The organism is Noviherbaspirillum sp., from assembly GCF_035944575.1.
Lineage (GTDB): Bacteria > Pseudomonadota > Gammaproteobacteria > Burkholderiales > Burkholderiaceae_D > Noviherbaspirillum.
In genome coordinates this window covers 1-18,573 of record NZ_DASZBA010000245.1, presented here as the reverse complement: position 1 = coordinate 18,573, position 18,573 = coordinate 1, and the positions used below count along the sequence as shown (strand labels likewise).

At 60.7% G+C, this 18,573-nt stretch carries 19 protein-coding genes and 1 pseudogene; 9 read left to right on the top strand and 11 right to left on the bottom strand.

Features of this window, described 5'->3' with window-relative positions:
- Positions 1-10 precede the first annotated feature (10 nt).
- Positions 11-613 (top strand): hypothetical protein, encoded by a 603-nt coding sequence (locus VGU61_RS20250; RefSeq protein WP_326861099.1) that lies wholly within the window; start codon positions 11-13, stop codon positions 611-613.
- Positions 614-801: 188 nt separating this feature from the next.
- Positions 802-1,995 carry a HAMP domain-containing sensor histidine kinase gene (locus tag VGU61_RS20245; RefSeq protein ID WP_326861098.1) on the top strand — a complete coding sequence of 398 codons (1,194 nt, stop codon included), beginning with the start codon at positions 802-804 and terminating at the stop codon, positions 1,993-1,995.
- On the opposite strand, the gene VGU61_RS20240 is transcribed toward VGU61_RS20245, so the two are convergent.
- Complete coding sequence (locus tag VGU61_RS20240) at positions 1,982-2,992, bottom strand: NAD-dependent epimerase/dehydratase family protein (protein ID WP_326861097.1); 1,011 nt, start codon at positions 2,990-2,992, stop codon at positions 1,982-1,984. The two genes, VGU61_RS20245 and VGU61_RS20240, sit on opposite strands and share 14 nt — an antisense overlap.
- Positions 2,993-3,086: 94 nt before the next feature.
- Here VGU61_RS20240 and VGU61_RS20235 point away from each other — a divergent pair, with 94 nt between their 5' ends.
- Entirely contained in the window at positions 3,087-3,983 is an 897-nt protein-coding gene (locus VGU61_RS20235; RefSeq protein WP_326861096.1) for a LysR family transcriptional regulator, read from the top strand.
- 72 nt (positions 3,984-4,055) lie between these two features.
- Here the strand turns inward: VGU61_RS20235 and VGU61_RS20230 are convergent, their stop codons facing one another.
- Positions 4,056-4,892, bottom strand: coding sequence for a CmcJ/NvfI family oxidoreductase (locus tag VGU61_RS20230; protein ID WP_326861095.1), 837 nt, complete (start codon positions 4,890-4,892; stop codon positions 4,056-4,058).
- Between the two features lie 288 nt (positions 4,893-5,180).
- Here VGU61_RS20230 and VGU61_RS20225 point away from each other — a divergent pair, with 288 nt between their 5' ends.
- The 4 genes from VGU61_RS20225 to VGU61_RS20210 all read left to right on the top strand — a co-directional run bounded on the left by VGU61_RS20225 (position 5,181) and on the right by VGU61_RS20210 (position 7,614).
- Positions 5,181-6,389, top strand: coding sequence for an MFS transporter (locus VGU61_RS20225; RefSeq protein WP_326861094.1), 1,209 nt, complete (start codon positions 5,181-5,183; stop codon positions 6,387-6,389).
- 58 nt (positions 6,390-6,447) lie between these two features.
- Positions 6,448-6,582: a hypothetical protein gene (locus tag VGU61_RS20220; RefSeq protein ID WP_326861093.1), complete on the top strand. Its 135-nt coding sequence runs from the start codon at positions 6,448-6,450 to the stop codon at positions 6,580-6,582.
- A 76-nt stretch (positions 6,583-6,658) separates the two neighbouring features.
- Entirely contained in the window at positions 6,659-7,174 is a 516-nt protein-coding gene (locus tag VGU61_RS20215; RefSeq protein ID WP_326861092.1) for a cupin domain-containing protein, read from the top strand.
- A 44-nt stretch (positions 7,175-7,218) separates the two neighbouring features.
- Positions 7,219-7,614, top strand: a complete 396-nt coding sequence (locus VGU61_RS20210) for a VOC family protein (protein ID WP_326861091.1) — start codon at positions 7,219-7,221, stop codon at positions 7,612-7,614.
- A 3-nt stretch (positions 7,615-7,617) separates the two neighbouring features.
- Here VGU61_RS20210 and VGU61_RS20205 read toward each other — a convergent pair whose 3' ends face one another.
- The 5 genes from VGU61_RS20205 to kynB form a co-directional block, all read right to left on the bottom strand.
- On the bottom strand, positions 7,618-8,349 hold the full coding sequence (locus tag VGU61_RS20205; RefSeq protein ID WP_326861090.1) for a hypothetical protein: 732 nt from the start codon (positions 8,347-8,349) through the stop codon (positions 7,618-7,620).
- A gap of 242 nt (positions 8,350-8,591) precedes the next feature.
- A complete protein-coding gene (locus VGU61_RS20200; RefSeq protein ID WP_326861089.1) occupies positions 8,592-9,686 on the bottom strand; it encodes an ionic transporter y4hA in 1,095 nt (364 codons plus the stop codon).
- A gap of 155 nt (positions 9,687-9,841) precedes the next feature.
- On the bottom strand, positions 9,842-10,687 hold the full coding sequence (kynA, locus tag VGU61_RS20195) for a tryptophan 2,3-dioxygenase (protein WP_414691670.1): 846 nt from the start codon (positions 10,685-10,687) through the stop codon (positions 9,842-9,844).
- 33 nt (positions 10,688-10,720) lie between these two features.
- Positions 10,721-11,983 (bottom strand): kynureninase, encoded by a 1,263-nt coding sequence (kynU, locus tag VGU61_RS20190; RefSeq protein ID WP_326861087.1) that lies wholly within the window; start codon positions 11,981-11,983, stop codon positions 10,721-10,723.
- Positions 11,980-12,645 carry an arylformamidase gene (kynB, locus tag VGU61_RS20185; RefSeq protein ID WP_326861086.1) on the bottom strand — a complete coding sequence of 222 codons (666 nt, stop codon included), beginning with the start codon at positions 12,643-12,645 and terminating at the stop codon, positions 11,980-11,982. The genes kynU and kynB overlap by 4 nt, the downstream gene beginning before the upstream one ends.
- Positions 12,646-12,770: 125 nt before the next feature.
- Between kynB and VGU61_RS20180 the strand changes: the two genes are divergently transcribed.
- Positions 12,771-13,268, top strand: a complete 498-nt coding sequence (locus VGU61_RS20180) for an Lrp/AsnC family transcriptional regulator (protein WP_414691669.1) — start codon at positions 12,771-12,773, stop codon at positions 13,266-13,268.
- Positions 13,269-13,306: 38 nt separating this feature from the next.
- On the opposite strand, the gene VGU61_RS20175 is transcribed toward VGU61_RS20180, so the two are convergent.
- On the bottom strand, positions 13,307-14,032 hold the full coding sequence (locus VGU61_RS20175; RefSeq protein WP_326861085.1) for a Crp/Fnr family transcriptional regulator: 726 nt from the start codon (positions 14,030-14,032) through the stop codon (positions 13,307-13,309).
- 469 nt (positions 14,033-14,501) lie between these two features.
- Entirely contained in the window at positions 14,502-14,861 is a 360-nt protein-coding gene (locus tag VGU61_RS20170; RefSeq protein ID WP_326861084.1) for a DUF3140 domain-containing protein, read from the bottom strand.
- 397 nt (positions 14,862-15,258) lie between these two features.
- Between VGU61_RS20170 and VGU61_RS20165 the strand changes: the two genes are divergently transcribed.
- A complete protein-coding gene (locus VGU61_RS20165; protein WP_326861083.1) occupies positions 15,259-17,532 on the top strand; it encodes an ATP-binding protein in 2,274 nt (757 codons plus the stop codon).
- An 87-nt stretch (positions 17,533-17,619) separates the two neighbouring features.
- Here VGU61_RS20165 and VGU61_RS20160 read toward each other — a convergent pair whose 3' ends face one another.
- Positions 17,620-18,294, bottom strand: coding sequence for a hypothetical protein (locus tag VGU61_RS20160; protein WP_326861082.1), 675 nt, complete (start codon positions 18,292-18,294; stop codon positions 17,620-17,622).
- A 45-nt stretch (positions 18,295-18,339) separates the two neighbouring features.
- A pseudogene (locus VGU61_RS20155) lies at positions 18,340-18,573 on the bottom strand (helix-turn-helix domain-containing protein); the annotation flags it as partial.

Genomic DNA, 18,573 nt, shown 5'->3' with positions numbered 1-18,573 from the left:
CTGACGCGTCATGGATGAAATCATCCCTTCCCGCGCGCTTATGGCTCATCAGAAGCCAGCGCGCCAGGCGCTGTTCGGTCGAATGAATCCGGTTGCAGGCCATCGACCGGCAAGCGGTGCCGAGATTTACCTGTGCATACTTTCCGCATACGTCGCAAAACACACCGCCTTCATGGGTGGCGGCCCGGAAGGCATCGATGGTCATGCGGGCGGCCGTGCCGGGAATCTGTCAGACCATGCTGTCGATCGAGGTCGGACTACCAGGAGATGCGACCACGCTCGCCATTCCTTCATTGCCTCCCGCACCGATCTCCGCCGCCTGCCCGGATCGCAGTTCCGTGACGATGGAGCCGATGCAGTCGCATGGAAAGTAGACGTGGGTGACCCGTTCATTTCACCTGGTAATGGCCTGCCCGAATTCCAGATTGACGACATGAATGGAAGAAGCAATCTGCTGCATTTCCTCCTCGGGAAGAAGACCGGGCAGCCGGTTGTTGCATTGCAACTTCAGTTTCTTGGAGGGATGCACTGCTTGTCGTATGTACGCCTGGCTATGTATGGAATCAAACATTGGGTTTGGCGTGATTGTTCGCCTACGTGGCATACCGCTTGATCGCGGCCGCAGCATGAATCAGCCGGTGTATTCCGGAGGGCCGTTTCCATGTTGAAAAAGGCTGGGCACGCGCCGATGTAAGACGAGATGCAGCAGAAAACGGAACGTGATTTAATTTTAGTTAATGAACAGTTGCTGATCCCGCTTGTCTAGCCAGCTATAGTCCCTTGATCGCAAAGGAAGACAGCATGAGCCTTGCAAGTGACCAGAATATCAATGAAAAAAATCTGTCCCTGATCAGTCGAAGAATGCTGGAGCTGCGGGAGACGGTTTTTTCAGAGTGGGAAAAGCGGGTATGCGCCTCCGTCAAGGGAGCGAGCGGCTTGCTGCATCCCATCCTGGTCAATACGCTGCCGAGCATGTACGACAACCTGGCCGAAGCACTGACGCCGGACTATTCAAGAACCAGCGCGGGCGTTACCACTCCCTCTGTTGCGGCGGAGCATGGCGGTGAGCGCGCCCGGCTGACCCGGTATGAAGCACATGCGGTTATCTGTGAATACCAGATTCTCAGAACGACCATTGTCGATGTATTGAAGCAGCACGATGTGCCCATCAGCGATGCTGAAATGCAGATCATCAGCTCATCATTCGATTCGGCGATAAGGGAGTCCGTAACCGCATTTACTCTTGCGCAATCCGCCTTTCGGGAGCAGTTCGTCGCCACCATCGCACATGATCTGCGAAGCCCGCTGGCCGCTGCCAGCATGGCAAACCAGATGATTCCGCACGTCAGGGACTTCGACAGGATCAACGGTCTTGCCGCCAAGGTCGACGAAAACCTCAGCCGTATCGATCAGATGATCAAGGACCTGCTGGATACCGTGATGTTCCATCGAGGAGAAAGGCTGTCCCTGCATCCGACCAACTTCGACATCATGGACGTGATCGGCGAAGTCTGCGAACAGGCCGTTGCGGTCTATGGTCCGCGCTTCGAGATGGAGGGCACATCGGTACGAGGTTGGTGGGGGCGCGATGCGATCAAGCGGGCGCTGGAAAACCTGATCAGCAATGCGGTCAAGTATGGCGCGCGGAGCACCACGATCCGCATTGCGTCAAGGGAATACCATGAACGGGTTCTTCTGTCGGTGCACAACCACGGAGAACCGATCCCGCCCGATCAGGTCGAGACCGTATTTCAGGTCTTCCGGCGGGCCAAGGCAGATCAGGTCGAGACCGTATTTCAGGTCTTCCGGCGGGCCAAGGCAGCCAGGGAAGGCGACCAGCAGGGGTGGGGGATCGGGTTGCCCTATGTGCGCAGTGTGGCGGAAAGTCACGGCGGCAGCATCGATGTCGATAGCACAGCGGAGAGAGGCACCACCTTTTCCATTGACATACCCATTGATGCAAGGCCGTTTCAGAACGCGCCTACTCTGCAGTGACGGTGACGCCGTCACCGATGGCGGCGGTTCCGATACATCGCAAACCCGTCAACGTCGCCCGCACGGCGTCCTCCAGCGGCGTATGCGGCTCCTCTCCCAGTACACCGAGCAGCTTACGGTTATCGAGAAAGACCGGTTGCTGCCAGAGGTAGCGCATTTCCTTCATTTCGCGCAGCGTCGGCACAAAGGGGGAGATCGCCATCAGTGCCCACCACGGCATTGCCCTGATCCGGACCGCGCTACTGCCGGTTTCCTCTTCTGCGATGCGGCGTATCGCATCAACCATCCGGGTGCCGTCCTCGTCCCGGTGGCCTTTCATGTGAAACATCGCGAAGGCATCAAGTGATGCATCCATTGCCACCAGCCGGCAGATCGTTTCGGCTACATCCGGCAGATAGGCCCATTGGTGGCCTATCCCCCGCGCTCCCGGATTCATGATGGCCGTCACCGGTTTGCCGGGTTTGACCAATCCCTGTGAAAACCAGTTGTTGCCGGCCTGCGGACCGAAAAAATCACCTGCCCGAACGATAAGGCTGCGCACGCCGGCTTCGGCGGCAGAGGCAAGCCGTCGTTCCATCTCCTTTCGGATGGCGCCTTTGCGGGTGAATGGATTTTGCGGCGACGACTCCGTGATCACCGGAAAAGCGTCTGGACCATAGTTGTAAATTGTGCCGGGCAAAACGATCCGGGCGCCGGACTGACGTGCCGCGGCAATCGTGTTGTCGATCATGGGCAGGACCAGCTTGTCCCAGTCGCGATAGCCCGGCGGATTCACCGCATGCACGATCAGCGAGGCACCTTCCGCCGCGCGGATCACGTCCGACGGATTCATCGCGTCGCCCTGGATCCAGTTGAAACGGGGATCGCGTGCCCGTTGCGATGCCGCCGCCCTGTGCAAGGCGTTGATCCGCCACCCGCGTTGACTCAGTTGGCGGGCAAGTTCGCCGCCGATGCCGCCCGTGGCGCCGAGTATGAGTGCATTACCTTGTGTGGTCATTTTGCCGTCCTTCATGAAGTAGGAACCTTGATTGTGCGGCGAAGGCGGGTAAAAGAAAATTGTATAAAATTGCATACCGTCTATACAAATATGAATGGCCGACATGGAACCGAACTGGGAGTGGTATCGCACTTTCCTTAGCGTGCTTGACGAAGGGTCGTTGTCCGCCGCAGCCCGCGAGCTGGGACTGACGCAGCCGACGGTAGGGCGGCATATCGATGCCTTGGAGGCAGCCCTCGGCGTGAAGCTGTTCACCCGTTCGCAGGAAGGATATGCCGCGACGGAGGCCGCCGATGCACTGCGTCCCTATGCCAGGAATCTGGCGTCCACCGCGGCAAGTCTGCGGCGGATCGCTTCGAGTCATGGCGATGGCATACGCGGCACGGTGCGTATCACCGCAAGCGATGTGGTGGGCGTCGAGGTATTGCCGCCCATTCTCGCGGGGCTTCGCCGCAAGCATCCCGAACTGGAGATCGAACTGGTGTTATCCAACCGCTCCGACGACCTGCTCAACCGCGAGGCGGACATCGCGGTACGCATGTTCCGGCCGGTGCAGGATGTACTGATCGCCCGCCGGGTCGGCGGCATCGAACTGGGGCTGCATGCGCATCGCGGCTACCTGAAACGCTGCGGTACGCCACGGACGACCGTAGAGCTTGGCGCGCATGCCCTGATCGGCTTCGACAGGGAAACCGATTTCATTAGCCGGTTCAAGCCGAAGTCGGGTGAATTCGACCGATCGAAATTCGCATTCCGTGCAGACAGCGATCTCGCCCAGCTTGCTGCGATACGGGCCGGGTTCGGCATCGGGATATGCCAGTCCGCCCTGGCCGCGAAAGACAGGAATCTTGTTCGTGTTCTGGAAGATTCGGTCTCCTGGACATTGGATACCTGGATTGCGATGCACAGGGATTTGCGCGACAGCCAGCGATGCACCGTCACGTTCGCGGCTCTCGCGGAGGGTATTGCGGACTACGTATCGACGCAATGAAATGCAGGCGATACCGGTCGCCCCGACGAAACGGCATCCGACCAAACCAGGCCTCGCAATGCCGGCCGATGCTTACTCCAGCAGGACGAGACACCGGACTTCGATACTGCGCCGGGGCGGCGCATCGGACGATGCGGTTGGATCAACAAAGGCGCAATGCGGCGCCATCCTGGCGGGAACGTCGTAACGCGAATCATAGGTTTTGAATGCCAGCACTTCCCTGGGAAGCATTTCAGGGTAGTAGTACCAGCGATGGTCGTCCGAATAGGTGCCGAGATAGATTTCCCCGCTTCGGTCCGGGTAGATGATGTCGCACTCCAGCCAGTCCCTCCGGGCGAAGCTGCGCGCATCGCATACGGCCAACGGCGCATCGATCGCCGGATACAGCACCGGCCGCCAGAGGTTGAGGATGATGAAGGGAAAGTCGAATTCGGCCGGAGGGGAAACCACGTGCAGCCGCCGTTTCCCCGAGCTTTCTGAGTAATCGTTGTGTACGCGGCCGACTGCAGACGGTTTCGATCCATCCCCGTGGCGTCCCATATCCAATCCTGGTCGCCCGGCGTCGCGCTGGCGCAGCAGGTGGTCGAAGGCGATGGCTCTCACTCCCCCGGTCATGTTCTTCGCGATTTCTTCCGCTTCACGGTAATACACGCGGGTAATCTGCTCCTGGTCCCGAAAATCGGTCACCGCCGACGGCGCGTCCGACAACTCGAAACCGGTCGCATCGAGGGAAAGCGATGAGGTGACCAGGCGCGCGTTCGCGATACGGCAGCTGCGCATATCGTATCCACAGTTCGTTTGTGCAGCTCCTTCCGGCGGCTCGTACATGTACTGGAAAGCGCGTTCGCGGGGCGTCGACAAGTAACCCAGTTCGCCGACCACGCTGCTTTTGAAGACTGTCTTGTCCATGATCACCTTTCATCGCATGGCCGCTTGCCCAGGAATGGAAGCGGCCGGACATGCGATGGAAGTGTATCGAGGCGGGCCAGATGTACAACCGCAAATCCTGCACGTCATACATGCGTGTACTGCATGTGACCGGCAAATCGATGGCCTGGTCATCCATGCGTTCCGCTCATGGATTCCATGCATAAATTGCGGTTGCGTCGATCTGTGCGGCCGCTAGACTGCGTTACATCGAACCTCTTTTGCGCGCAGCCCGGGCAGGCGTGCCTGATCCGGCCAAGTGGAGCTACCATGTCAATCAACCCATCCTGGAAAACACCGCTTGCGATTGTCGTATGCGGGGGCGTCATCATGGGCCTGTCGCTCGGGGTGCGCCATGTGCAGGGATTATTCATGCTGCCGATGACCGGTGACCGCGGCTGGACGCGCGAGGATTTCGCATTGGCGCTTGCCTTGCAAAACCTGGTGTGGGGCCTGCTGATGCCGTTCGCGGGCATGATCGCCGACAAGTTCGGCTCCGCAAAGGTGCTGCTGGCAGGCTGCCTGATGTATGCCGCGGGACTGTACCTGATGGCGCATTCGGCAAGCAGTGTCGAGTTGCTGTTGACCTGCGGCGTCATGATCGGCGCAGCCCTGGCGGCTACGTCGTTCGGCACCGTGTATGGTGCGTTGAGCCGGCTGATGCCGCCCGAACGTCGCGGCTGGGCGCTCGGGTTGGCGGGTGCCGTGGGAGGTCTGGGGCAGTTCGCCATGGTGCCGGCCGCGCAGATTTTCATCTCCGGCTTTGGCTGGCTGATTGCGCTGGTGATCCTGGCATGCGTGATGCTGGCTGCGTCCCCCTTGTCGAATGCGCTTGCGGAGCCATCCGCATCGCCGCGCACCGGGCAAAGGGAGCAATCCCTGCGCGAGGCGCTGGGCGAGGCGTTTTCACATAAGGGATTCTGGTTGCTGAACCTGGGATTCCTGGCCTGCGGTTTCCAGCTTGCCTTCATCGCCGGGCACCTGCCGGCCTACCTGATGGATAAGGGCATGAACGGTCGTCATGCGGTCATAGCGCTGTCGCTGATTGCCTTGGCGAACATTGCAGGCACCTACTATTCGGGCGTCCTGGGGATGAAGTACCGGCGCAAGCATCTGCTGGCCTATAACTACCTGATCCGTTCCGTCGTGATCGCCGCATTCGTGACCTTGCCGTTGACCGAATGGAGCTTGTACGGCTTCTCGGTCATCATGGGTCTGCTGTGGCTTGGGACGGCGCCATTGACCAACGGATTGGTGTCGCAGGTATTCGGCGTCAAGTACCTGACGACCCTGTTCGGGTTCGTGTTTGTCGGTCACCAGCTCGGCGGATTCCTGGGTGCGTGGCTGGGCGGCGCGGTATTCGACGCGACCGGGTCATATGACCTCGTATGGACGGGAGCAGTTTTGCTCGGACTGGTTGCTGCCGCGCTTCATTTTCCGATTGACGACCGGCAGCTCTCGCGTCTGCAATCCGCTTGAGAATCCGATTGAGAATTCGCTTGAGAATTCGCTTGAAAAAAGGCACTGAGGATCGAAGATGAAAAAACCGATCGGTACGGCGGAACTGCTGGTACTCGTCGCGCATGTGCTGATCGGCGGATGGGCTTTCCTCACCTTGCTGGAACCCGGCCGGACCATCGACATGATGCGATTTTTTGTATCATGCCTGTAAAGCGCCGGGTGCCGCGGCTCCCTCCCGGCTGGCTGTGCTGGTCGATAAGCGGGAGCGTATGGAGGAATGGGCGGATATGAAAGACGAACACACATCACCGCGTCCCGCTGCGGAAAGCCGCGCGGATGCGGTTCCTGCACTGGTTGCGATGGATGTGCCGCCTCGCACAAGACCATCGAACTATCCCGAGCCCTACGCATCCCGGATGGCCGGGCGCGTCAAACGTGCGCTGGGCGACCCGTTCGGACTGACCCGCTTCGGCGTCAATCTCACCACCTTGTGTCCCGGCGCCGTATCCGCGTTGCGCCATGCGCATACCAGGCAGGATGAATGGATCTACATCATATCCGGCGAACCGGCCTTGTGCACCGATGAGGGAAAGACACGCTTGCGTGCCGGCATGTGCGCGGGTTTCAAGGCCGGAACGGGAAACGCGCACCGATTGATCAATGATACGGACGAGGATGTGGTCTACCTGGAGGTTGGAGACCGGACGCCGGGCGACGAAGCCGTGTATCCGGATGACGACATCATGGCGCGCCTGGTAAACGGCAAATGGACGTTTTTTCACAAGGATGGGACGCCGTACTGAATCGTTCCCTATTTCAATCCCGATGCATCAAACAAGGAGAGCAGATGTTCTCGCACATCTTCGTCGGCGTCAGCGACTTCGATCGCGCGCTCGCATTCTATGCGCCGCTGATGGCCACGCTGGGCATCGAACCGCGGTTTTGTGACCGGGAGCGGCCGTGGGCGGGCTGGCAATCGCATCCCGGGCCGCAGCCGCTGTTCCTGATCGGCGCGCCCTACAACGGCGAACCGCATGCGAACGGCAACGGCCAGATGGTCGCGCTTCTGGCATCCACCCGATCGATCGTCGACAGGGCGTTTCAGGTGGCATTGGATCATGGCGGATCGGATGAAGGAAAGCCGGGCTTGCGGCCCGAGTACCATGAGCATTATTACGGTGCGTACTTTCGCGACCCGGACGGAAACAAGCTGTGCGTCGCTTGCCACAGCGCGGAACCCTGATGTCTACAATGCCAGCAGCAGGGCCGCATACCCTCCGACACCCCCGACGAAGGCAAGAAAATCGGATTGCCGTTCATCCGGAAGCTCTTCCTTGATGGCATTCAGCACGATGCCGCCGCCGAGGAAGGCAATGAATATGCTGACGATATGTTCCGACAGGGCGTGCGAATATCCGAGCAGCCAGCCGAGAGCGAGAGAGAGCGAAATCACCCAGCGTCCGATACGGCCGTAATCCTCCTTGAAGTCGTCCCTCATGCCGAAGTCCACCACGACGAAATGCAGCGCCATGGCAACCGTGAAAAATCCGAAGGAAAGCGGGCCCATCGTGTTGTGATGGATCATCAGATAGCCGACCACGACGTTATAAAACGAAAAAGAGGCCAGGTGAAGCCAGAACACCTTCCTGCTTGCTTTTTTCTCGCTTCCCTCCCAGTCATCTCCATACTTTGAACGGCGTACGGCGCGTTCCAGGCCATAGAACACGGTGACACCGACGAGCGCGACCAGGAAACCGTGATGGTCTATCCACTGCAGCAGGCTGCCGGATGCCTCCTTGATCGTACGATCCGCTGCGGTCACCTCCGGCAATAAATGCAGGAACACGTAGGCGATCGAAACGCCGCCGGCAATCGACAACCACCGGCTTCGGGGAATTCCTTCCAGGAACTTGAATTTGTCTGCAAAGATATGAAGGAGGATGAGGCAGAGAAGCGAACCAAAGGAGACGAAGATCATTTTCGGACGGTTTCCAGGAAATCGGGAGGCGCTCCCATCAGATTGACTGGGTCGCTTCCATGTTGTGCAACCCGGGCAATGATTTCCTTGGGAAAGCGAAACGACCCGACGGCTCGTCTGAAGATGACATTAATGCAGGCGTAAAAATCCGTGAAACGGCAAAAGGCAGTAAAAGGCGCCATGCATCAGGGGCATGCGGTTGCCGTTGCAGTTGCCTTCCGGCGGCAATCCTGGCCTTCCGTTCAGGGGACGATCGTCGTGAAGAGATAGACGGCGAAGATGACCAGGTGGACCGTTCCCTGCATGACGGTGGTGCGGCCCGTGCCCAGCGACAGCGTGGCGACAATCAGCGACAGCAACAGCAGGACCGTGGATTTGACGTCGATCCCCAGCGAGAGCGTCCAGCCGGTCATCAATGAAACGATGGCGACGGCGGGGATGGTGAGCCCGATGCTCGCCAATGCCGAACCGAGGGCGAGATTGAGGCTGGTCTGCAAGCGATTGGCCCGTGCCGCCTGGTAAGCGGCGATGCTTTCCGGCAGGAGAACCACGGCGGCAATGATGATGCCGACCACCGCCTTGGGCGCGCCGACGGCGCTTACCGCCGCCTCCAGCGTAGGCGACAACGACTTGGCAAGCAGTACCACGCTTGCGAGGCACGCAAGCAACAACGCTGCACTGACCGCTGCCATCCTCGCCGATGGCGGCGAGGCATGCACTTCTTCGTCGGCCACCGCAACGGCCGGGAGGAAATAATCACGGTGACGCACGGTCTGGACAAGTACGAAGGTGCCGTAGAGAACGAGTGAAACGATGGCGATAAAGGCCAGCTGACTATTGCTATACACCGGACCCAGTGCCGTCGTCGTATAGTTCGGCAACACCATCGTCAGCACGGAGATGGCAGCCAGGGTAGCCAGGGCCGCCGACACGCCGTACAGCCCGAATGTCTGTTCCCCGTGCCGGCGTGCTCCGGCCAGCAGGCAAATGCCGACCATGCCGTTGAGAATGATCATCACGGCGGCGAAGACCGTATCGCGCGCCAGCCCGGTTGTTTCCTCGCCGCCCGCGATCATGAGCGACACGATCAGCGCGACCTCGATCGCCGTCACCGCCACGGCCAGCACCAGCGTGCCGTACGGTTCGCCAACGCGATGCGCGACCACCTCGGCATGGAAGACGGCGGCGAGCACGCCCGCGAACAGGCCGGCCACGAGCAGGGCGGTGAAGAAGAGACCCAGCGCATCTCCTGCACCCAGGAGTGAGACCGCGAGCAGAAACCATGCGATACCGGGCGAGGCCACTGACCAGATGGGAAGTTTGGAAGAGAGTTTCATCGGAAGGGCGGGGTGCTATGGACGGCGCATTCTAACAACAAACGCGTTGCGCGCTTCCGGCAACGGTCATGCTGCGGTCCGACAGCATGCCGCTCAACTTTACATCGTCGGCAACACCTTCACCGGACGATCGCCGACGCTGCCGCCCTGACGGTTCAAAGCGAGGTCCTGAGGGAAAACAGTTCCGGAAACAGTTCCACCTCCAGCATCTTCTTCAGATAACTTGCCCCGGGGGTGCCGCCGGTGCCTTTCTTGAAGCCGATCACCCGCTCCACCGTGGTGAGGTGGCGGAAACGCCAATAGCGGAAAGATGTTTCGAGGTCGACCAGCTTTTCGCCCAGTTCGTAGAGTTCCCAATACTTGTCCGGTTCTGCGTACACCTTCAGCCACGCGGACTCGACGGAGGCATCGGCGGCGGTCGGCTGCGTCCAGTCCACCTTGAGGCGATCAGGGTTGACAGGCAGCCCGGCCTCGGCCATCAGGCGGACTGCTTCATCATAGATCGATGGCTGTTCCAGGGCGGCGCGCAGCCGGTCGTGCGCTTCTTCGGCATGCGCATGGACCTGCACCAGCGCGGCGTTCTTGTTCCCGAGCAGGAACTCGATCTCGCGGTATTGGTAGGACTGGAATCCGGACGAGTTGCCGAGGTAGGGGCGGATGGCGGTGTACTCGGGGGGCGTCATCGTCGCCAGCACATCCCACGCATGCACCAGCTGATCCATGATGCGCGCCACCCGCGCCATCATCTTGAATGCGGGCGGCAGGTCGCCGGCCTGCATCTGCCGGCGCACCGCATGCAGCTCATGCAGCATCAGCTTCATCCACAGTTCGCTGGTCTGGTGCTGGATGATGAACAGCATTTCATTGTGATTGGGCGAGAGCGGATGCTGAGCCGACAGCAAAGTCTGGAGTTGCAGATAGTCCCCGTAACTCATCGCATCCTTGAAGTCCATCCTGGCGCCGTGCCAGGATGCCGGTTTTCCGCTAAAGGGGCATTCCATTTGTGTCTCCTTCATCCTTCATTGCGTGCATCGTCAGGTCACCGCGTTCTGGCGGGCATCGAGCCGGTAGTCGCGGGTATCGAGGATGTCCCGCAACTGTTCGACCGCATCCCACACATCGGCATGGCTGGTGTACAGCGGCGTGAAACCGAAGCGCATGACATGCGGCTCGCGGTAATCGCCGATGACGCCGCGGGCGATCAGCGCCTGCATCACCGCATAGCCGTGACGATGGGTGAAGCTGACATGGCTGCCGCGCCGGTGGTGCTCCCGCGGCGTGATCAGGGCCAGCTCATGGCCGGCGCAACGGCTTTCGACCAGCGAGATGAACAGATCGGTCAGCGCCAGCGATTTGGCCCGTATCGCCTCCATGCCCGCTTGCGCAAAAATATCCAGTCCGCATTCCACCATCGCGAGCGAGAGGATCGGCTGCGTGCCGCACATGGCCCGCCGTATGCCTTCGCCCGGCCGGAACTCCGGCTGCATGGCAAACGGCGTCGCGTGGCTCCACCATCCGGACAAGGGCTGGCGGAAACGGGCATGGTGGCGCGGCGCGATCCAGGCAAATGCCGGCGCACCGGGTCCGCCGTTGAGGTATTTGTAGGTGCAGCCGATGGCGAAATCGGCGTTGCAGCCGTTCAGGTCGACCGGCACGGCGCCGGCGGAATGGGCAAGGTCCCACAATACCAGCGCTCCCTTTTCCCGTGCCGCCGCCGTCACCGCGCGCATGTCGTGCAGGTGGCCGGTGCGGTAGTTCACATGCGTGAGCATGACGACCGCCGTCTCGCCGTCGACGGCGCCGGTAATGTCCTCCGGCGCATCGGCCATGCGCACCTGGTAGCCGCGGTCCAGCCACCCGGCCAGGCCCTGGGCCATGTAAAGGTCGGTCGGAAAATTGTCGCGCTCCGTCAGGATCACCTTGCGCCGTGCGCCGTCCGGCGAGGCGGCCTGCAGGTCCAATGCACCGGCGAGCAGCTTGAACAGATTGATGGAGGTCGAGTCGGTGATCACCACCTCGTCGTCCTGCGCGCCGATCAGCGGGGCCAGCTTGTTGCCCAGACGGGCGGGCAGGTCGAACCAGCCGGCCTTGTTCCAGCTGCGGATCAGATCATTGCCCCATTCCGCCTCGATCACCTGCATGCCGCGCGCCAGCGCCGCCCTGGGCCGCGCGCCGAGAGAATTGCCGTCGAGGTAGATCACGCCGGGCGGCAGGGCGAATTGGTCGCGCAGCGGCGCCAGCGGGTCCGCGGCGTCCAGCGCGACGCAGTGCTGTCGTGTCATTGTGGTGTCGTTCATGGTCGGTCCGTATCGTTTTGCAGGCTGCGCAGGATGGCGCGCACCGGGCTGGCATCCATGCCTTTCAGGCGCAGGGGCAGGGCGATCAGTTCATAGTCGCCTGCGGCCACCTCGTCGAGGACGATGCCTTCGAGGATCGCCATGCCGTGCAGGCGTACCGCATGATGCGCATCCATGGTCTTGGAGTGTTGCGGGTCGAGCGAGGGCGTGTCGATGCCGACCAGCCGCACACCGGCCTCCGCCAGCAGCGCGATGGTTTCCGGCGCTACCGCGGCGAAGCCTTCATCCCAAGCCCGGGTGGGGGCGGACCGGTAGGTGCGCAGCAGGACCCGCGCCGGCACCCGGTCAAGGAACGGCGTCACCTGCTCCGGCCGCACCAGGTCCGTGCCGATGCAATCCATCACCCGGCAGGGGCCAAGGTAGGCGTCGAGCGGCACTTCATCGATCGGCATGCCGGCCGGATCGTAGTGCGAAGGCGCGTCGCAGTGCGCGCCGGTATGGGTCGACATGGCGATACGGCTGACATGCACGGGACAACTGTCGCTCATCGTCCAGGTCGCCTCGGCGGTAAAGCGGGAATCGCCGGGCCAGACCGGTATGTCCGGACCCAGCAGCGGACTGATGTCCCAGAGGGTTTTGACGGTATCGATGGCATTCTCCACGCGAGGTTCGGATCAGTTCATTTTATGTGAATCCTCCCGGTGAATTGTGCGAATGTGAGGCGTTACGGCGGACGCTATTCGAATAAAATTGCGTAAATTACGCAAATGATCGAACTATATTCAATATGCAACTTGATGCCATTGATCTACATATTCTGGCGACCCTGCAGGACGAGGGCCGCATCAGCAATCTCGAACTTTCCGAAAAGGTGTTCCTCTCGCCGTCCGCCTGCCTGCGGCGGGTGCGCCTGCTGGAGGAGGCCGGCATCATCCGCCGCTACAGCGCCGTGCTGGATACCGACAGGCTCGGACTGGAAGTGGATGTATTCGTCGAAGTGACGATGCGGCGGGAAGACATGAGCTGGCACGAGGACTTCGTCGAGACGATTTCAGGCTTTCCGGAAGTGGTGGGGTGCTACATCATTACCGGCAACGCCAGTTACCTGCTGCGGGTGAAGGCGCGTGACCTCAAGCATTACTCCGCTTTCGTGCTCGAGAAATTGCACAAGATCCCGGGCGTGCAGGACATCCGTTCCAATATCGTCTTGCAGGCGATCAAGGAAACACATGCTCTGCCGACGGAACTGCTGAAGGATGTGGCTGCCGGCGGGAGAGACTCGTAAGATTCAGGCCGGCTGCCTGTATCGGAAGGGTTGCTTGCTTAGCCGTGCGGAACGCCGAGCAGGCGCTCGAACTGGCCGCGGACCACCGCATAGCATTCGCAGGATATTTCTTCCAGCTTCTTCCGGTCCACTATCGTCATATGACCACGGGTGTACCTGATGATGCCGGCCTGCTGGAACGTTCCCGCAGTGAGGCTGACGCTGGGCCGGTGCACTCCCAGCATGGCGGCGAGGAACTCCTGGGTAAGATGAAATTCCTTGCCCTGAACGCGGTCGTGGGTAATCAGCAGCCAGCGGGCAAAACGTGCTTCCAGGCTATGCAGCCGGTTGCAGGCCACGCCCTGCGAAACCTGTGCAAGGTATGCCTGACCGGCACACTTCAGAAGCTTGCGCAATGCCTTGGACTGGGCTAGCGCCTTTCTGAAGTCCGTCACCTTCATGCGCATGCTCGTGCCGGGGACCTGGCATATCGCTGTTTCCGTGGCGAGGGTGGCATCCAGCAGCAATTCGACACCGGTAAAGCTCTCATTGCCGGTGGTGCCGACTTCCACCATGAAGCCGTCTTCCATGATCAGTGTGCAGGAATGGGCGGAAGTGCAGGGGAAATAGACATACTCGATCGGTTCGTGCTGCCGGTACAGCACATCCTTGAGTTTGGTTTCCACCATGCTAAACAGCGGCAGCAACGGCTGAAGTTCGTCATCCGAAAGTTTCGCCAGCAGACGGTTCTGGCAACGGCGTGCCTCGGTGAGCGTGGCAGACATGATGCTTCCTTATGTTGCTTATCGTATTCACGGAAGAAACATAAGAATGATCAACAGGTGATCATTGATGGGCTTCGACCAGATAGCTGGTCTTTAGAGAGGCGCGCGCGAGACGGATTGTCAAACGGCACGTCAGAAAAGGCGGGGGCGCTCCATGCAATGCAGCATGATGCGCTAAAAGGAAGACCCTTCTTTACCGCATAAGTTCAAAAGTGACAAACCAGGCTTGCCGATATGCATGCGCGGCTTCCTCGCATCCTGGTGCGATAGCACGCTCCGGATATCGCTTCGGGCCAGTTGCGCTGCATCGATCAGGGCAACGCGCATGGACATGGGCTGCTGCAAGTGGACCGGGATTGCGGCATGACATGGCGGGCAGGCAAATCGGCCGGGTTCAATCATTCTTCTCAGAGATGCCTGCCAAGCCAGCGGTATCCGGGTGACCTTGCCGACAGGCAGAACCGGTGCATCACGATTTCTGCGGATCGTGGCCCCAGTTCATCAGCGAGTACCGCCAGTCGCTTGTTGCCGGATCGCTTTTGCTCGGCCCCTGCGCGGAATGGCGATGGATGTAGCCGACGACTTTGCGCATATGCGCGAGATCATCTTCATCTATATCCGCTGCACGCCGCTGCAGCAGTTCGATGATGCGCCGGCCGGATTGATGCCCTACCGATTCGCCATCACCCTGTTTCTGTCCCACGCGCTTCGACTCATCGCTGTCGAGCCATTTTTCCAGCTGGGCAGGCGTCATGTTCACCGCCTCCCTGAACGCTGCAATCGTCTGCCTTGCATCGTTCGGCGCATCATCGTCTGTGTTTTTGCTCATGACATTTTCCTTTCATGATGTCCATCCAGCGTCGGCATGGCGTGTTGCCTTTCAACAATGGGTGATATGGCGGGATGTTTGACTTAGACAGAGATGAACACAGACGTTCTCTATTGGATATATGGCAGCAGGCATGCGGAAGAGATTGCCGACGGCATGATGTACCGCGCTGAATTTGCAAATGGAAAATGCAACTCGGTAACAAGCCCATGGTCCATTAGATTGTCTCAGCTGGAGACCGATGGAGACGATTCGCTTAAATCAAAACGACGGCAGCCGGAAGCAACATGATCTTGCCCTGCTGAATATCGCGCCGGTTCTTTTGTCATCCGCTGCCAGCAATGATTCATCCACGTTTCAACCGCATCGTGTAGCAAGCAACGAACGAAATATGCCGATGGAGACAAATCAACACCCTTCCAACCTATTCCAGACCTGTGAGAAGGAACCGATCCATATCCCCGGCGCCATCCAGCCGTTCGGGGTGCTGCTCAATGTTGAACCGCTTCACTGGATCATCCGCAATGCGAGCGTCAACTGCCAGGCGTGGTTCGGCATCCCGGCCGCCGGGCTTGTCGGGCGATCCTTCGCCGAATTCATCGATGCCGCCCAGCTGCAGGATCTGCAGCAGTACCTCGCACAGGACAATGTGCGCGATCGGACGCCTTTTCTCGTCCGTCTCGAAACGCCTGCCCCGGGTGGTTTCCAGCATTGCGAGCTGATGGCGCACACGCATCACGATTGCCTGATCATCGAGCTGGAGCCGTATAAGGAAACCGGTGTCGATGCGCTCGTATTTCATCGCAAGATCCGCGAGTCGGTGCAGGCGCTGCAGGCGACAGGAACGGTGCAGCAGATGTGCGATGAGGCGGTCAGGCGTGTGCAGGAAATCACCGGCTTCGATCGCGTGATGCTGTATCAGTTTACGGAGGACTGGCATGGAATGGTGATCGCGGAAGTCCGCGCGCCGCACATGGATTCCTTTCTCGGCCATCACTTTCCCGCTTCCGACATACCGGCGCAGGCGCGCGCGGTCTTTCTGCAGAATTGGTTGCGCACCATCCCGGACGTGGACTATACGCCCGCCGGTTTGTATCCCGGTACCGATCCGCATACCGGCGCGCCGCTCGATCTCGGCAAGTCGATGCTGCGCAGCGTGTCGCCCATCCACATCGAATACCTGCGCAACATGCACGTCGGCGCCACGCTCACCGTTTCCCTGATCGACGACGGCAAGCTATGGGGGCTGATCGCATGCCACCACGCGACACCGCGTCTGCTCGACTCCGACAGCCGTCTTGGCGCGAAGATGATCGGGCAGCTCGTATCGGCGCAGCTGCAGCTCAAGCAATCGCTGGAAGACCTGCATTACCGGGCCCGATTGCGCCAAGTACACCAGCGGCTGCTGTCCTACATGGAGCAGGAAGAGGATCTGGTTCGGGGGCTGGTGAATTACACGCCCAACATGCTGGATCTGGCCGCGGCCGATGGCGCCGCGGCGGCGGTTTATCACGACAACAAGTGGACGATCATCGGCAGGACGCCTTCTGTCGCTCAGATCGAGGAACTGGTGACCTGGCTGTCTTCCCATCATGCCGGCCAGAGCCTGTTTTGCACGAACCGGCTCGGAAGTCATTTTCCGCCGGCGAAAGCGTACAAGGATGTGGCCAGCGGCCTCCTGGCCATCTCGATACCGAAGAGCGAACGCAACTATATCCTCTGGTTCAGGCCGGAAGTCGCCACGACGGTGACCTGGGCAGGCAATCCGGAAAAGGCGGTGGTGCAGGAAGGAGGGCAGGTGCGGCTGCATCCGCGGGCATCGTTCCGGTCGTGGCAGGAGGTCGTCGAAGGCGTTGCCGTGCAATGGAGGAAAGTCGAGGTCGAGGCGGTTGCGGAGCTTCGCGCTTGTATCCTTGCGCTGGACCTGCAACGCGAGTTCAGGAAGGAACGGCTGGCGCGGGCGAACGCTGAACGCATGAGCCGCGAGATGGAAAACATGGTGCACATTGTCACGCATGATCTGCGCACGCCGCTTGCCGTCGTGCGCATGAGCCTGGAGCTGATGCAGCATGCCGCGGACGGCGATCCGGCGATCAGCGAGGCGCTCCTGCATCGCAGCCTGCGTGCGACCGAAGCGATCGAGCGGCTGGCCAGTGATGTGCTGGACATGGCGAAATCCGATGCGGACACCTGGATCCTCAAGCCCAGGGCGGAGAAGGCGGAGCAACTGGTGCAGGAAGCGGTCGACATGGCGCAACCGCTGGCCGGAAAGAAGACGGTGCAGCTTCATGTCCGGCTCGAAGCGCCGCATGCCTGTGTGCTGTGCGAACGGGCCCGGATCGAGCGCGTGTTCGGCAACCTGATCGGCAATGCCCTGAAATTCACTCCGGCCGGCGGCGACATTACGGTGTCCGTCCAACCGGACGGGGAGATGCTGGTGTTTTGCGTATCGGATACCGGGATCGGCATCGCACCCGGCCACCTGACGAAAATCTTCGATCGGTTCTACCAGGAAGAGCACGCACGGCAGCAAGGTACCGGATTGGGACTGGCCATTGCGAAGACCATCGTCGAGAAGCACGGCGGGCGCATCTGGGCCGAGAGCACGCCCGGCAGCGGGAGCCGGTTCTTCTTCACGCTACCTTCCTGCGAGGGCGAGAGACAGGGTTGATGACATTCCCGCACGAGAGCACAAGCCGGCAGCCGGGGCCGGCTCATGCCGATCGTGGCGGCGTTTCTCCTTCCATGCCGGGGACGGTCAGTCGGCGGCCTTCGGACGCCGTATCGCACGAATTTTTCCGCTAGGTCCGCCGCCGCAATAAAACAGGTTTGCGCCATCGGATTCGAGTCCGCTGACCCCTGTTCCCGCCGGCATCCGCAGCTGTTCGAGCACGGCGCCGCTCTGCGGGTCGATGCGTCGGATGTCACTGTCGTCGCCTTCCCAGGTGCCGTGCCACAGTTCGCCGTCAACCCAGGTGACGCCGGTGACGAAGCGGTTGGACTCGATGGTGCGTTTGATCGTGCCGGTCTGCGGATCGATCTGGTGGATCCTGCGGTCGCGGTACTGACCTACCCACAGGCTGCCTTCCGCCCAGGCCAGTCCGGAGTCGACGCCGTGGCCGGGGGCGGGGATCGATGCCACCACCTTGCCGGTGGCGGGGTCGATCTTGTCGATGCGTGCTTCGGCGATCTGGTACAGGTGCGTGCCGTCGAAGGCGGTCCCGGCATCGCAGGCGCAGTCGAGGGTGCGCACCGTTTCGCCGCTGCCGGGGTCGAAGGCGATCAGCCTGGTCCCGGTGGCAGCCCAGACCTGCCGGCCGTCGTGGGTGATGCCGTGAATGCGTTCGGCTCCTTCGAAAGGGCCGTACTCGCGTACGATGTCGGCCGGTCGCGCGGTTGCCTGCGGTTTCTTCTCGATGGTATTGCTGGTCATTGCTGGCTCCTTGTAGTGCGCCCGGAGTGGCGCGGCAGGAGAACTCTACCCAATCGGCAGCGCGGCGGGGAGTAACAAGATCGTCGTGAATCCCGTCAGCGGCGGCGACAGCCAGCGACGCGTCCGCGCCCGTCCGATCGACCGCACCCGGCCGTCTGCTTCAAGTCCGGCGAGCGCGCGCTGGACGTTACGCTGACTCTCTCCAAGCGCCAGCGACAGGGCGGACGTCGACCACGCCGCGCCATCCGACAGCAGCGCCAGCAGCGATGCCTGCTCGCC

What these genes read in the sequence shown, in the direction of transcription:
- VGU61_RS20240 (WP_326861097.1), bottom strand. Translation starts at nt 2,992, where the DNA reads ATGACCACACAAGGTAATGCACTCATACTCGGCGCCACGGGCGGCATC.
- VGU61_RS20205 (WP_326861090.1), bottom strand. Translation starts at nt 8,349, where the DNA reads ATGATCTTCGTCTCCTTTGGTTCGCTTCTCTGCCTCATCCTCCTTCAT.
- VGU61_RS20160 (WP_326861082.1), bottom strand. Translation starts at nt 18,294, where the DNA reads ATGACCAGCAATACCATCGAGAAGAAACCGCAGGCAACCGCGCGACCG.
- VGU61_RS20215 (WP_326861092.1), top strand. Translation starts at nt 6,659, where the DNA reads ATGAAAGACGAACACACATCACCGCGTCCCGCTGCGGAAAGCCGCGCG.
- VGU61_RS20200 (WP_326861089.1), bottom strand. Translation starts at nt 9,686, where the DNA reads ATGAAACTCTCTTCCAAACTTCCCATCTGGTCAGTGGCCTCGCCCGGT.
- VGU61_RS20210 (WP_326861091.1), top strand. Translation starts at nt 7,219, where the DNA reads ATGTTCTCGCACATCTTCGTCGGCGTCAGCGACTTCGATCGCGCGCTC.
- VGU61_RS20250 (WP_326861099.1), top strand. Translation starts at nt 11, where the DNA reads ATGGATGAAATCATCCCTTCCCGCGCGCTTATGGCTCATCAGAAGCCA.
- VGU61_RS20225 (WP_326861094.1), top strand. Translation starts at nt 5,181, where the DNA reads ATGTCAATCAACCCATCCTGGAAAACACCGCTTGCGATTGTCGTATGC.
- VGU61_RS20220 (WP_326861093.1), top strand. Translation starts at nt 6,448, where the DNA reads ATGAAAAAACCGATCGGTACGGCGGAACTGCTGGTACTCGTCGCGCAT.
- VGU61_RS20175 (WP_326861085.1), bottom strand. Translation starts at nt 14,032, where the DNA reads ATGTCTGCCACGCTCACCGAGGCACGCCGTTGCCAGAACCGTCTGCTG.
- kynA (WP_414691670.1), bottom strand. Translation starts at nt 10,687, where the DNA reads ATGGAATGCCCCTTTAGCGGAAAACCGGCATCCTGGCACGGCGCCAGG.
- VGU61_RS20235 (WP_326861096.1), top strand. Translation starts at nt 3,087, where the DNA reads ATGGCCGACATGGAACCGAACTGGGAGTGGTATCGCACTTTCCTTAGC.
- VGU61_RS20165 (WP_326861083.1), top strand. Translation starts at nt 15,259, where the DNA reads ATGGAGACAAATCAACACCCTTCCAACCTATTCCAGACCTGTGAGAAG.
- VGU61_RS20180 (WP_414691669.1), top strand. Translation starts at nt 12,771, where the DNA reads ATGCAACTTGATGCCATTGATCTACATATTCTGGCGACCCTGCAGGAC.
- VGU61_RS20170 (WP_326861084.1), bottom strand. Translation starts at nt 14,861, where the DNA reads ATGAGCAAAAACACAGACGATGATGCGCCGAACGATGCAAGGCAGACG.
- kynU (WP_326861087.1), bottom strand. Translation starts at nt 11,983, where the DNA reads ATGAACGACACCACAATGACACGACAGCACTGCGTCGCGCTGGACGCC.
- VGU61_RS20230 (WP_326861095.1), bottom strand. Translation starts at nt 4,892, where the DNA reads ATGGACAAGACAGTCTTCAAAAGCAGCGTGGTCGGCGAACTGGGTTAC.
- VGU61_RS20245 (WP_326861098.1), top strand. Translation starts at nt 802, where the DNA reads ATGAGCCTTGCAAGTGACCAGAATATCAATGAAAAAAATCTGTCCCTG.